The sequence below is a fragment of the Mammaliicoccus sp. K-M42 genome (assembly GCF_022386375.1).
GTDB classification, from domain to species: Bacteria; Bacillota; Bacilli; order Staphylococcales; family Staphylococcaceae; genus Mammaliicoccus; species Mammaliicoccus fleurettii.
The window spans coordinates 1-15121 of the sequence record NZ_JAJNIS010000012.1 but is presented as its reverse complement, the minus strand read 5'-3'; the positions used below and the strand labels follow the sequence as shown (position 1 = coordinate 15121).

General features: G+C 33.5%; 9 protein-coding genes. 7 read left to right on the top strand and 2 right to left on the bottom strand.

What is annotated here, in order from left to right; all coding sequences use genetic code 11:
- Positions 1-220: 220 nt before the first annotated feature.
- From mqo to LQ668_RS07835, 6 genes are all read left to right on the top strand, one after another.
- Positions 221-1705 carry a malate dehydrogenase (quinone) gene (mqo, locus tag LQ668_RS07860; protein ID WP_107509283.1) on the top strand — a complete coding sequence of 495 codons (1485 nt, stop codon included), beginning with the start codon at positions 221-223 and terminating at the stop codon, positions 1703-1705.
- A 583-nt stretch (positions 1706-2288) separates the two neighbouring features.
- Positions 2289-3866, top strand: a complete 1578-nt coding sequence (gene fadX / locus LQ668_RS07855) for a fatty acid degradation protein FadX (protein WP_107509282.1) — start codon at positions 2289-2291, stop codon at positions 3864-3866.
- Positions 3867-3880: 14 nt separating this feature from the next.
- The gene (gene fadD / locus LQ668_RS07850; protein WP_107509281.1) at positions 3881-5380 is read left to right on the top strand and encodes a long-chain-fatty-acid--CoA ligase FadD; all 1500 of its coding nucleotides are present in this window, start codon (positions 3881-3883) and stop codon (positions 5378-5380) included.
- Positions 5381-5460: 80 nt separating this feature from the next.
- Positions 5461-6666: an acyl-CoA dehydrogenase FadE gene (gene fadE / locus LQ668_RS07845; RefSeq protein WP_025907634.1), complete on the top strand. Its 1206-nt coding sequence runs from the start codon at positions 5461-5463 to the stop codon at positions 6664-6666.
- Between the two features lie 54 nt (positions 6667-6720).
- On the top strand, positions 6721-8979 hold the full coding sequence (gene fadB / locus LQ668_RS07840; RefSeq protein ID WP_239775960.1) for a 3-hydroxyacyl-CoA dehydrogenase/crotonase FadB: 2259 nt from the start codon (positions 6721-6723) through the stop codon (positions 8977-8979).
- Between the two features lie 31 nt (positions 8980-9010).
- Positions 9011-10198: a thiolase family protein gene (locus tag LQ668_RS07835; RefSeq protein ID WP_107509279.1), complete on the top strand. Its 1188-nt coding sequence runs from the start codon at positions 9011-9013 to the stop codon at positions 10196-10198.
- Between the two features lie 585 nt (positions 10199-10783).
- Here the strand turns inward: LQ668_RS07835 and mbcS are convergent.
- Positions 10784-12364, bottom strand: coding sequence for an acyl-CoA synthetase MbcS (mbcS, locus tag LQ668_RS07830; protein ID WP_078357422.1), 1581 nt, complete (start codon positions 12362-12364; stop codon positions 10784-10786).
- A gap of 232 nt (positions 12365-12596) precedes the next feature.
- On the opposite strand from mbcS, the gene LQ668_RS07825 reads away from it, so the two are divergent.
- Positions 12597-14249, top strand: a complete 1653-nt coding sequence (locus LQ668_RS07825; RefSeq protein WP_119634085.1) for a Na/Pi cotransporter family protein — start codon at positions 12597-12599, stop codon at positions 14247-14249.
- A 158-nt stretch (positions 14250-14407) separates the two neighbouring features.
- On the opposite strand, the gene LQ668_RS07820 is transcribed toward LQ668_RS07825, so the two are convergent.
- A partial coding sequence (locus LQ668_RS07820; RefSeq protein ID WP_239775959.1) for a transposase occupies positions 14408-15121 on the bottom strand: 714 nt, incomplete at its 5' end.

Genomic DNA, 15121 nt, shown 5'->3' with positions numbered 1-15121 from the left:
TACAACTAGAAAGCTCAAATAAAAATTTTTAATGTATTATTACAACACATCGTATGACCAGAACACCTCATGATTTACTTTTACACAATATTGATTTAGAATTGGTATATAAAGAATTAAGATATCTCTTAAAGAAAGTTGCAATTCTTTCAGACCTTTATATTTATGTATACCCAATTCATGAATATAATACATCTTAAATTTTAGAAAGGTGATCAAAATGGATAATAACCAACCAAAAGACGTTATTCTCATTGGTGCTGGTATTTTAAGTACGACATTTGGTTCTTTTTTGAAAAATATTGAACCAGATTGGAATATTAAGTTATTCGAAAGATTAGAACAACCAGCAATTGAAAGTTCAAATGAAAAAAATAATGCTGGTACAGGTCATGCTGCGCTATGCGAATTAAACTACACAGTTGAGCAAGAGGACGGTTCAATTGATGTTGAAAGAGCGAAAGAAATCAACGAGCAATTCGAAATTTCTAAGCAATTTTGGTCATACTTAGTTAAGAGCAAAGCTATCGAGAATCCACAAGAATTCATTAGACCATTACCACACATTAGTTTCGTAATGGGTATTCGAAATGTAGATTTCTTAAAACGTCGTTATGATGCATTAAAATCTCTACCTATGTTTGAAGGCTTAGCTTATACAGAAGATCATAAAGTATTAGCTGAATGGATGCCTTTAATGATGCAAGGTCGTAATTCAAACGAACCACTTGCAGCAAGTAAAATTGACGAAGGTACAGATGTTAACTTCGGTGAATTAACACGTAAATTAGTTAAAAATATCGAAAAACACGAAAATGCACAAGTTCATTTCCGTCATGAAGTAGTGGACTTTAAACAACTTTCTAATAGTAAATGGGAAGTTAAAGTTCGTAACTTAGAAACTGGTAAAGTAGAAACTCATGTTGCTGATTATATCTTTATCGGTGCTGGTGGACATGCAATTCCATTACTACAAAAAACTAAAATTCCTGAAAGTAGACATCTTGGAGGATTCCCAATTAGTGGTGCGTTCTTAGTATGTAACAACCCTAAAGTTGTAAGTGAACATAATGCCAAAGTTTATGGTAAAGAACCACCTGGCACACCACCAATGACTGTACCTCACTTAGACAGACGTTATATTCAAGGAAAAGAAAGTTTACTATTTGGTCCATTCGCAGCAATTGGTCCAAAATTCTTGAAAAATGGATCTAACTTAGATTTATTTAAATCTATTAATACAAGTAATGTTGTGACAATGTTATCTTCAGGTGTTAAAAACTTATCACTTGTAAAATATTCAATTCAACAAGTATTACAACGTAAAGAAGATCGTATGAAAGAATTGCGTCGATTTGTACCAGATGCAAAAAACGAAGATTGGGATATTCATATCGCTGGTAAACGTGTACAAGTTATTAAAGATACAGAAGAACATGGCCGTGGATTTATTCAATTCGGTACAGAAGTTGTAAATTCAGAAGACCATACTGTAATTGCTTTATTAGGTGAATCACCAGGAGCATCAACATCAGTATCTGTAGCTTTAGAAGTAATCGAGAAAAACTTCCCTCAATATATGGATAAATGGGAATCTAAAATTAAAGAAATCATCCCTTCATATGGTGAATCTTTAATCGAAGATACTGCTTTATTGAAGAAAACTCGTAAACAAACAGCAGAAGCTTTAGAATTAAATCAATAATTTAAAAAACAGAAGCCATTCCGTTAAGGCGGAATGGCTTTTTTATGTATAAACGCACGAAGACTGGTAGATATTGTGCACGTATAAAATGAATCGTTCAATTTTTAAGAAATCCTACTTATAGAATTGTCCACTTCAACTATTCCTTCTAATTATTTTGCTGCATGTTATTGTTTCATTTATCAAATAATAAAATTTCAAATTATTTTAGTGTGAGAAGTGATGTTTTCGCTTGGTGATTGGTATTTCAATGTTGTTGATTATACGATGCATGAGTAATTTAATGGTCATAATATTTTATTGATATAATGATGTTTTTTATATGCGTGATAATTTTCAGGGTATGCGTATGTTCTGAACTACGGATAATTATTTTAAAAAATATTACAACTACGGTATGTGAGGTGGTACTAAGTGTTAGTTGTATTTATTTCGAATTTGTAATTAAAAAGATATTGTCGTATACCTTTTTACTTTTCTTTCACATTTACACTATGTTATATTTATCAATGTAAGGGCTTACATTTTATTGGGGAGGTCTTTTATGGAATGATTGTAATTATGAAAGATAGGGGATAATCGTATGCAAATTATTTCGTTCGAAGATTTGAAAGACATTGTCAAAAGTGGAGATGTTATTTCACTGGCAGCATTATCAGTGAGTAATTTACCTGTGAGTGTCTTAAAACATTTGGTTAAAGCTCATGATGAATATGGAAATCTTAATGATTTAACTTTTATGGTTGCGAATGATATTAGTGATTATCGTGGTGATGGTTATGATTTAGATTCATTTGTGAGTAGAGGTATGGTTAAAAGGCTCATTATGAGTATTATCATTGGTTCACCTAAAACGATAGAAGCGATAAAGAATAATGATGTAGAAGCATATTTTGTACCGCAAGGATTGTTAGCTACACATTATCGTAATTCGTTAGCCAAATTTCCAGATATGATTTCTAAAATAGGTTTACACACTTCCGTGGATCCTAGATTTGATGGCGGTAAAGTCAATGATGTGACTAAGGAAGATATCGTTTCTTTATTAGAAATTAATAATGAGGAATATTTACAATATAAATTTCCTAAAGTTGATATTGCATTGCTTCGTGGTACATACGCTGATAGCGAGGGGAACATTTATATGCATCATGAAGCACATCTGGGAGAAGGCTATGGTGCTGCTTTAGCGGCGCATCAAAATGGTGGAAAAGTTATTGTACAAGTTAAAGAAATTGTACAACATGGTAGCTTTAAGCCAACAGAAGTCTTTATTCCTGGAGAGCTTGTGGATTATGTATGTGTAAATGATGACCCAAAACATCATAGACAAACCATTCAAAATTATTATGACCCAGCTATTTCGGGTGAATATAAAGTAATTAGTATGCCTGAACCAATTAATGAATTGAGTACACGTAAAGTGATTTTACGACGTGCTGCCCAATTTTTAAATGTAGGTAATGTTGTGAGTATAGGGTTTGGCATTAACAATGAATTATCGAATTTATTGGTTGAGGAAAAAGTTGAAGATTTAGTTCAGCTGAATATAGATACGGGTGTATTTGGTGGAATGATAGGAAGTGGTCAAAACTTCGGATTAAATTACAATTTAGATGCGAAGATGCGACATGAAATGACATGGGACTTTATTTATAGCGGAGGCATAGATGTAGCTTATTTAAGCTTTGCTGAAGTGGATCAGTTTGGTAATGTCAATGTTTCAAAATATGGCGATAGAATGAATGGTTGTGGAGGATTCATAGATATTAGTCAAACGGTCCAAAAAATTATTTTCTCAGGAACAATGGTAGTAGGAAGTAAGGCTACTTGGAATGATAAAGGTTTAGTAATTGAAAAAGAAGGTCATGCTCAGAAATTTGTTGAACAAGTACATAATATGGACTTCAATGCATCATATGCTAAAACGTTAAATCAAGAAGTCTATTATGTAACGGAACGCGCTGTATTCCAATTAACCGATGAAGGTGTCAAATTAATTGAAATTGCAGCTGGATTAGATTTAGAGAAAGATATTCTATCCAATATAGCATTTCAACCGATAATTGCTGAAGAACTTAAAGTAACGGATCAGCAAATTTATCAAGAAAATTGGGGAGGATTGCAACAACGTATTAAAGACAATGGTTCAAACTATTAAGGGGGTAGTTTAATATGAATTACGATTGGATTAAAACGAGAGCGCAATATGACGAAGAAAAGGCAGCAGTTACCGATCCACTAAAAGGAACAGAATGGACTTATCAAGATTTAAATATTCGTGCTGAAAACTTGGCCAACCATCTTGAAGAACAAGGCATAAAAAAGGGAGATGTCGTTGGGATATTTGCACCTAATGATGTAGCGGTGATTGACTTACTATTCGCTTCATTTAAGATTGGCGCAGTATACTTCCCAATGAACTGGAGACTCAAACCGAACGAAATTGAAAGTGTTATTGAAGATTCAGGTGTGAAGTTTATATTCTATGCAAATCGTCATTTAAGTAGTTTACAAGGGATTGCAGATGACTATTTACACATGGATATCGATTCACCTGAATATGATGAACTTGTAAATCCTAAAAATCATAAACCATTCAAGACAGTAGATGTAGGTCGTGATGATTTAGCGGCATTAATGTACACAAGTGGTACAACAGGATTACCAAAGGGTGTCATGTTCACTTATGATTCATTCACATCGAATGCGATTAATACGATACTCACTTATAAAGTGAATTCAGGATTTTCATCTATTATTTCGTTACCGATGTTCCATGTATTTGGGTTTAATGATTTAGTCATTCCGTTATTGATGGCAGGTGGTTCACTCGTATTACATCGTTACTTCGAAGGTGAACAACTCAATGATTTAATGGCTAAATACAAACCGAATTACTTATCGCTTATTCCAACAATGTATTACGCCATGTTAGTAGCACCTAACTTTGATGTGAAGAACTTTGACAATATTGATTTTCTTATTCAAGGTGGTTCAGCACCGTTACCTGGTGTTCAGAAAAAATTTGCAAGCATGGGGTTAAATATTATTAATGGTTATGGCTTAACAGAAGCACCATTAGCGATGATAAATACACCTACTAATTCACTTAAAAAGCCAATGAGTATAGGGAAGCCTGTCATGTACGTAGAATCAAGATTATTTGATGAAGATTTCAATGACGTACCTGTAGGTGAAATTGGTGAATTAGCGATTAAAGGTAAACAAGTTACACCAGGTTATTGGCAAAAACAAGAAGAAACGGATAAATCTTTCCATGATGGCTATTTCTTAACAGGTGATTTAGCACGTATAGATGAAGATGGCGATATATTTATCGTAGATAGAAAAAAAGAACTGATTATTACAGGTGGAGAGAACGTCTTGCCATCTGAAGTTGAAATCGTTCTAGCTGGTCATCCACTCGTCGCACAATGTGTCGTCGTAGGTTATGAAAATGAAAAATTTGGAGAAACTGTAGCGGCTGCTGTGTTACTGAATGAACAAGACCCAGATTTCGTAGAGAAATTAGATGCTTATATGCGTGAGAACTTAGCGAGTTACAAAGTACCTAAAAATTATCTATCCGTGACGAAAATGCCATTAACTTCAACTGCTAAACCAGACAAGTTAGAAGTGAAAGAAATGATGAAGAGAAAGTTTCAACAATAAACAAAGATGACGCTAACATGAATACTAAATTTTTTTAGAGAAATATGTAAGCGCTTTAATAATATTTGGAGGTCATTTATATGTCAACAAAATTAGAAACGTTAAAAGCATTATTCCCAGAGGATGTATTGAATATTTCGAAACAATTAACAGATGGTGAAGTCAAGTTCTTAAAGCAACTTGATGATTTATTAGAAGAAAAATATCGTCCAACGATCAACGAACATTGGGTGAATGCGACAGTGCCAGAAGACTTCTTCGATGATATGGGTAAACTCAACTATTTCCAAAATCCATTATTATTTGAAGGGCGTGAAGGTGCTAAGACACCTAGTCAATTATTCCAATTTTTCATGTCTTATGTCGTAGCACGATTCGATGTATCTTTAGTGACATTATTAGGTGTCCATCAAGGATTAGGACATAATTCATTCTTATTCGGTGGTAGTAAAGAACAAGTTGCATACTATATCCCTAAATTACAATCACATGAACTAAGAACATGCTTTGCGTTAACTGAACCAGAACATGGATCAGATGTTGCAGGTGGTCTTGAAACAACTGCAAAACGTGAAGGAGATAAATGGATTTTAAATGGTGAAAAGAAATGGATAGGCGGCGCAAATTTAGCGGATGTTATTCCAGTATATGCTGTTGATGTTGAAACAGGTAAACCTAAAGGCTTTATTGTTAGACCAGAACAAGCAGGTGTAGATATTGAAGTGATTGAAAATAAAATTGCTTTAAGAATCATCCCAAATACAATTATTAAATTAGACAATGTAGAAGTTGAAGAAGATCAAAGACTTCAAAATATAAATGGTTTTAAAGATATTGCGAAAGTACTTTATTCTACACGTGCAGGTGTTGCTTATATGGCAACGGGTGCTTTAGCAGGTGCTTTACGCGCAACACTTGATTATGTAACAGAACGTAAACAGTTCGGTAAAGAAATTAGTAAATATCAACTAATCCAAGAGAAATTAGCAATGATGCAAGGGAATTTAGCACACTCAATGTCTATATGTGCTCAACTTGCTAGAATGCAAGAAAATGGTGAATATGACGAAGTTGCCACTTCAACTGCTAAGATGATGAACTCGCTTAGATTAAGAGAATCTGTCGCAATGGGTCGAGGTATCACAGGTGGTAACGGTATTTTAGCTGAATATGATATTGCGAGATTCTTCTCAGATGCAGAAGCAGTATACACATACGAAGGTACACACGAAATCAATGCACTGTTAATTGGACGTGCATTAACTGGAGATTCAGCATTTATTTAAGCTAACTGAGCAAGATGAAACACACTCAGAATATATGAATTTGGAGGACTTTTTATGACGATAAGTAAAGCGACCGTTCTAGGTGCAGGTACAATGGGTAGCCAAATTGCTGCACTATTAGTGAATGCAGGTTTAAAAGTAAAATTATTAGATATAGTAATCGATGAAAAAGACCCGAATAAAATTTCTAAAAAAGCATATGATGTGATTACAGATGCTAAAAGACCTTTATTATTCGATTTAGAATTTGCATCTAATTTATCTTACGGTAATTTCCAAGATGATTTAACAGGTGAAGATGATGCAGATATTTATATTGAAGCGGTTAAAGAAGAATTAGATATTAAACATCAAGTTTGGAAGCAAGTTACTCAAGTTGCGAAAGATAATGCGATATTCGCGACGAATACTTCAGGTATTCCAATTGAAGCAATATCTAAAGCATTTAACGATCAAGATAAAGAAAGATTTTTAGGATTACATTTCTTTAATCCACCTCGCATTATGAAACTTGTAGAGGTCATTCCGAATCGTAATACGTCAGATGCGATCGTTGAAAGAACACAAGTATTCGCTGAAGAAGTACTTGGTAAAGGGGTAGTCGTTGCGAATGACGTGCCTGGATTTGTAGCGAACAGAGTTGGTACACAAACGATGAATGACATTATGTATCGTGGCGAAGAACAAGGGTTTTCAATTATTGAAGTAGATGCTTTAACAGGTAGAGCAATTGGTAGACCGAGTACCGGAACATATGGTTTATCTGACTTAGTTGGTTTAGATATAGCCGTTACCGTTACGAGAGGACTCCAACAAGTTCCTGAAGAGCAACCTTATTTCAAAGATACTAAAGTTGCCGATACACTTGTTAAAAATGGCTCGTTAGGTAGAAAAACGAAACAAGGTTTCTATAAAAAAGAAAAAAAGACAAGACTCGTTTACGATATAGAAAGCGATACGTACGTACAACCTGAACCGCCTAAATTCGAAATTCTTACTAAATTTAGTAAAGACTTAAAATCTAATTTAGATGTTATTTTTAATGCTGAAGATGATGCAGGTAAATTCTTATGGGAAACATTAAGAAATAATTTCTACTATTCAGCGATTAATGTGCCTAAAGCTGCATCTGACTTTAAAGATGTAGACCGTGCGCTTGTATGGGGATTTAACTGGAAAAAAGGACCGTTCCAACTTTGGGACTTAATGGGTTTTGACCGTGTTAAAGATAGAATGAAACAAGAACTCGGTGAATTACCTGAATGGATCGAACAACAAAGCGGTGGCTTCTATAAAGAAGGTGAATCAATAGAACGTGTTACACCGACATCAGCTTTTATTGACCGTGAAGTTTGGAATAGAGAAGATTCTAATTTATCAGTAGCAAACAAAAATCAATTATTACTCAAAATTCAAAGTAAAAATAATATTATATCTGATGGCTTTGCGAACGACTTAATAGAATCGATTGATTTATTAGAACAAGAAGACTATACAAGCATGGTTATATATGCAGATGGTAATAATTTTAGTGTCGGTGCAAACTTGTTCTTAATGAAACAAGCACATGAAAGTCAGAAAGTAGATGAATTAGTAGGTCCGGCAATTGATAAATTACATGAAAGTTTCGGCAGAATGAAATATTCACTTAAACCTATCGTAACTGCAGTTCATGGTAGAGCTTTAGGTGGCGGTTGTGAAGTTGTCTTACATTCACCATTTATCGTTGCTGCGAGTGAAACATACATTGGATTAGTTGAAACTGGTGTAGGTCTATTACCTTCAGGTGGTGGATTAGCAGAGTTTGCAGATAGAGTACTTAGAACAAATCATAAAAATGATGATAAACAAGCATCGATTACGAAAGTATTAATGAATGTAGGTTTAGCTAAAGTATCTACAAATGCATACGAAGCTAAGAGATATGGTTATTTAAGAGATATCGATACAATCATTTTCAACAAAGAAAGACGTGTTGAAGTTGCTTTAAATAAAGCGAGATATGAATCTGAAGCAAACTATATTCCTAAACCTAAAGCTCAATATCCAGCGCTAGGCAGAGATTTTAAAGCTTTAGCACAAGCTGAACTAGATGCGCAAAGAATTGGTCACTTCATTAGTGATTATGACTACGAAATTACTTTAAAAGTTGCACATATACTTGCAGGTGGAGATTTACCTCGTAATACGTATATTAATCAACGATATATTCAAAAGCTTGAACGAGAAGGCTTTTTATCTCTACTCAAAAATGAAAAAACATATGATCGTATTACGCATATGTTAGAAAAAGGTAAACCATTACGTAACTAATGAAGTGTTGAATAAGAGAGGATGGATATCAATGCAAGAGGCATATATAGTAGCATACGGACGTTCTGCAGCAGGTAAAGCTAAACCAGGTGGTGCATTATTTCATGAAAGACCTGATGAAGTTGCAGCTCAAGTATTAAAAGGTGTACTCAATCGTGTAGGTGGTACATTTGATGGTAGTATGGTTCAAGATGTTATCGTGGGGAACTCTTTTCCTGAAGGATTACAAGGTCAAAATATCGCGCGTTCAATAGCATTACTTGCTGGATTACCAAATGAAGTGCCTGGACAAACTGTTAATCGTTATTGTTCTTCAGGCTTGCAAACCATTGCGATAGCAGCGAATGAAATTATGTCTGAGCAGGCAGATGTGCTTGTAGCAGGTGGCGTTGAATTAATGAGTGCCGTACCAATGGGTGGTAATGAGCCAACAAATAATCCAGAGTTACAAGAAGCGGATACTGGCGTTTCATACCCAATGGGATTAACAGCAGAAATGGTTGCTGAAGAATATAAAGTTTCTAGAGAAGCACAAGACAAATATGCAGTAGAAAGCCATAAAAGAGCAGCTGAAGCACAAAAATCAGGGAAATTTGAAGATGAAATTATACCTATAAACGTGCATAAAGTGAGCTATGATAAAAATGGACCATCTATAACAAAAGAAGAATTTAAACAAGACGAATTAATACGACCTGATACAAATTTAGAATCTTTATCTAAATTGAGAACCGTATTTAAAGCAGATGGTACAGTAACAGCAGGTACGTCGGCACCACTTACAGACGGTGCAGGTTTTGTAGTATTGATGTCTGGAGACAAAGTGAAAGAACTAGGAATCAAGCCTATAGCTAAATTTGTAGGGTTCAAAGCAGTAGGGGTAGATCCTAAATTAATGGGTATTGGACCAGCTTATGCAATACCAGAAGTATTAGAATTAACAAACCTATCAGTAGATGATATCGATTTAGTAGAATTAAACGAAGCATTTGCATCACAAACAGTAGCTTCAATAAATGAAGTAGGTTTAGATATTAATAAAACAAACGTTAACGGTGGTGCAATAGCATTAGGACATCCACTCGGTGCAACCGGTGCAATGTTAACAGGTAAGTTATTATCTGAAATGAGTAAACGACCAGACACTAAATACGGTATGGTTACAATGTGTATCGGAGTAGGAATGGGCGCAGCAGGTATATTTGAATATGTAAGATAATAAGTAGAAAGCATTCGATTCTTTGAATCGAATGCTTTTTTTATTTAGAGGAATTGAGTTGGGTAAGTTGTAGATTAACTCAGTAGTTAATCTAAGAGATGGAGTAAGTTGTAGATTAATTCGGAAGTTAATCTAAGACATAGGGCAAGTTGTAGATTAACTCAGTCGTTAATCTAAGAGATTGTGTAAGTTGTAGATTAATTTGGAAGTTAATCGAAGAGATGGGGTGAGTTGTAGATTAATTAAGGAGTTAATCGAAGAGATGGCATAAGTTGTAGATTAATTAAGGAGTTAATCGAAGAGATGGCATAAGTTGTAGATTAATTCAGTAGTTAATCTAAGAGATAGGGTAAGTTGTAGATTAATTCAGAAGTTAATCTAAGAGATAGGGCAAGTTGTAGATTAACTCAGAAGTTAATCGAAGAGATAGGGTAAGTTGTAGATTAACTCAGAAGTTAATCGAAGAGATAGGGTAAGTTGTAGATTAACTCGGAAGTTAACCGAAGACATATCCAATATTAATGCCATAAAATAAGAAGCTGAGACAATTAATTGTCCCAGCTTCTATTCATTTTCGTTATGATACTATTTATTATATTTTTGTTTTTCGGCTTCTCTTAATTCTATTCGTCTGATTTTGCCTGAGTTAGTTTTTGGTAATTCAGTTACGAATTCGATTGCTCTTGGATATTTATATGGTGCTACATCTTTTTTGACATAGCTTTGTAATTCTTTTACGAGTTCGTCATTGCCAGTGATATCGTTTTGCAAGATAACGAATGCTTTTACGATGTTACCTCTTATTTCATCTGGGCTTGCAACAACTGCACATTCTTGTACTTTAGGGTGTTTAGTTAAAGAATCTTCTACTTCGAACGGTCCTATTGTATATCCAGAACTAATGATGATGTCGTCTTCTCTACCCATGAACCAGAAGTAACCGTCTTCGTCTAATTGAGCGCGGTCTCCAGTTACATAATAGTCACCTCGTTTTGATTTTTCTGTACGTTCTTCATCTTTATAGTATCCTTTGAATAATGATGGTGAATCTAATGAAACGGCTATGTCGCCAACTTTTCCATTTGTTATAGGTTCACCGTCTTCATCGATAACTGCTACGTGACTACCAGGTATTGCTTTACCCATTGCTCCTGGTCTACTTTCTGTATCTTTTAAAAATGCAATAAGTAATGTGTTTTCAGTTTGGCCATATCCATCTCTTACTTTAATGTTGAAGTTACTTTGGAATTGTTCTATTACTTCTTTATTTAATGGTTCACCTGCTGATACAGCACTGTGAAGATTTTCTAATGTATAGTCAGATAAATTTGGTAACTTAGCCATTAAACGATATTCTGTTGGTGTACAGCATAATGCGTTTATTTGGTGCTTTTCTAGTAAGTCTAAATATTTTGCTGCGTTAAATTTACCGTTATATACGAATGCTTTTGCACCTGAACCTAGAATTGATAAGAAAGGACTCCAAATCCATTTTTGCCATCCAGGTGCAGCAGTTGCCCAAACAGTATCTGATTCAGTAATACTTAACCAGTGTTTTGGTGCAGTTTGTATGTGTGCATAACCCCAACCATGTGTATGGATAACAGCTTTAGGTAGTCCTGTTGTACCTGATGTATAAGATAAAATTGCGACATCATCTCTTTTTGTTTCATCAACAACTAGTTCTTCACTAGCTTCTTGTATTTCATCATCAATTGATATCCAATTTTCTTGTTTAGATCCTACAACAAATTTTGTTAATTGATTGAATTCTTTAATACCTTCAAATTCAATTGTGCATTGATCGATTACGACTACAGCATTAACTTCACCGTGTGTGATTCTATGTTGCAAATCTTTCGTACGTAACATTTCAGAACTTGGGATTATGATAATGCCAAGTTTAAGTGCTGCAATGTATATTTCATATGTTTTAATTGAACGAGGCATTAGAATGAGCACTTTATCGCCTTTTTTAAGACCGTGTTCTTTAAATATGTTTCCAACTCTATTAGCATTTTTTATAAGTTTTGAATAAGTAATAGTTTGAACTTTGCCTTCAACATCTTCAAAAACAATCGCTTCTTTAGATTCGTCGGCAGTATGTTTTTCGATTTCATTAACAATGTTGTATGTTTCTGGTGCTATTAAGTCTGAATTTTTCATGTTAATCTCCTCGTTTTTTATTATTATTTTATTTTATCAGTGAATAATCATAAATACGAATAAATGAAACTATATGAAAACACGAGTATCTAATTATTTATATTTCATAAAAATATTGCAAATGTAAGCGATTTTTTGTTAACTTAAAGGAAAGTTAATTAAATCTTTACACTAGATTTACAATTATAGGTTAATATTCACAATGGTTACAAAAACTTTAAAGAGGTGTCTTATGGAACTGTCGGCTTTAGAAATTATCTTTACATTTATTGGTGGTTTAGGTATTTTTCTATATGGTATTAAGCAAATGGGTGATGGCTTACAAGCAGCAGCGGGAGATAGATTAAGAAGTATATTAAATAGATTTACGAGCAATCCAATAATGGGTGTGCTTGCAGGTATGATTGTTACGATACTAATACAAAGTAGTTCGGGAACAACGGTTATTACTATAGGCCTAGTTAGTGCAGGATTTATGACGATGAGACAAGCTATTGGTGTTGTTATGGGTGCTAACATCGGAACAACAGTTACAGCTTTTATAATCGGTATTAATATTGGTGATTATGCTTTACCAATATTGGCATTAGGTGCATTCTTAATATTCTTTGTTCAAAAGCGTAAAGTTAAAAATATAGGTATGGTATTCTTTGGAATTGGTTCATTATTCTATGGTTTAGAATTAATGAGTGGGGCAGTGAAACCATTAGCTGATCTAGAAGGATTTAAACAAATTATGTTGGATATGTCTTCAAATCCATTTTTAGGCGTATTAGCGGGTACGTTTGTAACATTAATTATACAAAGTTCAAGTGCAACAATCGGTATTTTACAAGGATTCTATGCAAATGATTTAGTATCATTACATGGTGCATTACCGATTTTATTAGGAGATAATATTGGAACAACTATAACAGCGATATTAGCAAGTTTAGCTGGTTCTATAGCTGCAAAACGAGTTGCAGTCGTACATGTTATGTTTAATGTCATCGGAGCTGCAATATTCTTATTAATATTACCATTTTACGAAGCAGCAATGCAGTGGGTCAATCATGCATTGAACTTAAACCCTAAAATGGTTATCGCATTTGCACATGGTACATTCAATATAACGAACACGTTAATTCAATTACCATTTATTTTCGCATTAGCTTGGATTGTTACGAAAATTATTCCAGGTGAAGATGTAAATGAAAAATATAAACCAAAATATTTAGATAATAATTTAATAAATAGAGCACCAAGTATTGCATTACAAGAAGCACAAAATGAAATTCAAAACATTGGTAAAATGACAGTTTCAATGCTAGATAATGTTGGAAATTTAAATGAAAAAGCATTAAAAAAACATAAACAAAAACATGTAGCTGTTGATAACATGTACGATAATGTTAGACAGTATTTAAATAAATTATCTGAGAAAAAATTATCTGCGAAAGATGCTGAAAGATTGTCAGTCTTATATGATGTGAATAGAACAATATTAAAAGTATCAACGTTAACAGAATCATACTTAGATGAACTTCAGAAAAAACAATCATCAGATATTCATATATCAGATAAAGCAGACCAAAGTATTGATAAATTATATAATCACGTTAAAGTATCATATGAAAAAACATTCGAAGTATTTGATGTTTATGATTATATTAAAAAAGATGAAGTCGTTAAAAGAAGTGAAGATTCATATTTATTAGAACACGATTTACGTAAAAAGCACATAAAACGATTAAGTTCCGGAGAATGTTCTCCAGAAGGCAGCCTCGTTTATATAGATATGATTTCTATTCTTGAAAGAATTGGTTACCACTCAAGAAATATTTCAGAGTCTATGATTAACTTAGGCGAAGACACATATACCCAAACATCAGAAGTTAGATTATAAAATTAGATACAAAATAAGGGGCTGGGACAATTAATTGTCTCAGCCTCTTTTCCTACGATTAGTCAAGTACTAGTATTAAAAAATGGCATACTAAAATAGACCTTATGATTTTATTTTTTTTAATAAGGTGTTAATATATATTTGATTGTATGATTATTTTAATGTGGCGACATTTGATAATCGTATAACCTATTATTAGTAACTAAGTAATGGATTGTTTTTAATAAACGATTCATACAAGCTACCACGGCAGTCTTATGAGGTTTCTCATTAGGCTGCTTTTTTAGTTTATAGTAATAATCAATAATGTGATTATCATAATGTCGTTGTCCCCTAATGATATTCATCACGACCCAAAACAGTAATCTCCGAGCTTTTTTATTTCCACGTTTATTAATAGTGTCTCTATATTGAGTGTTACCAGATTGATATCTTTTGATATCAATACCGACATAGGCATTTAATTGTTTATTGGATTTAAATTTTGTGATATCTCCTAGTTCACCTATAATCATAGCCGTTGTTAGTTCTCCAATACCAGGAATTGAACGTATAACTTCGAAACATTCGAGTTGTTGAGATAATTCAACCATCTCTTTATCTAACTGTGATAATTGTTGAATCGAATTTTTTAATTGTTGAATTAACAATTGAACTTTCTTTACTAAAAAAGAAGTTTGATTGACATTTGGATAGCTCTCACGTGCTAATTTATATAGTTTTAATGCATAATTTTCTGCTTTTTGAGTAGATAGTCCTTTATCGGTGGACTCAAAAATATTTGAAGTTAGGGTATCAATATCTTCTTGTTGAACAAAATCTGGGTGTGAATAGATTTCTGCGATATTAAGGGCAATGATTGAATAACGGTT

Coding starts and splice junctions, on each gene's coding strand:
- mqo (WP_107509283.1), top strand. CDS start 221: ATGGATAATAACCAACCAAAAGACGTTATTCTCATTGGTGCTGGTATT.
- fadX (WP_107509282.1), top strand. CDS start 2,289: ATGCAAATTATTTCGTTCGAAGATTTGAAAGACATTGTCAAAAGTGGA.
- fadD (WP_107509281.1), top strand. CDS start 3,881: ATGAATTACGATTGGATTAAAACGAGAGCGCAATATGACGAAGAAAAG.
- fadE (WP_025907634.1), top strand. CDS start 5,461: ATGTCAACAAAATTAGAAACGTTAAAAGCATTATTCCCAGAGGATGTA.
- fadB (WP_239775960.1), top strand. CDS start 6,721: ATGACGATAAGTAAAGCGACCGTTCTAGGTGCAGGTACAATGGGTAGC.
- LQ668_RS07835 (WP_107509279.1), top strand. CDS start 9,011: ATGCAAGAGGCATATATAGTAGCATACGGACGTTCTGCAGCAGGTAAA.
- mbcS (WP_078357422.1), bottom strand. CDS start 12,364: ATGAAAAATTCAGACTTAATAGCACCAGAAACATACAACATTGTTAAT.
- LQ668_RS07825 (WP_119634085.1), top strand. CDS start 12,597: ATGGAACTGTCGGCTTTAGAAATTATCTTTACATTTATTGGTGGTTTA.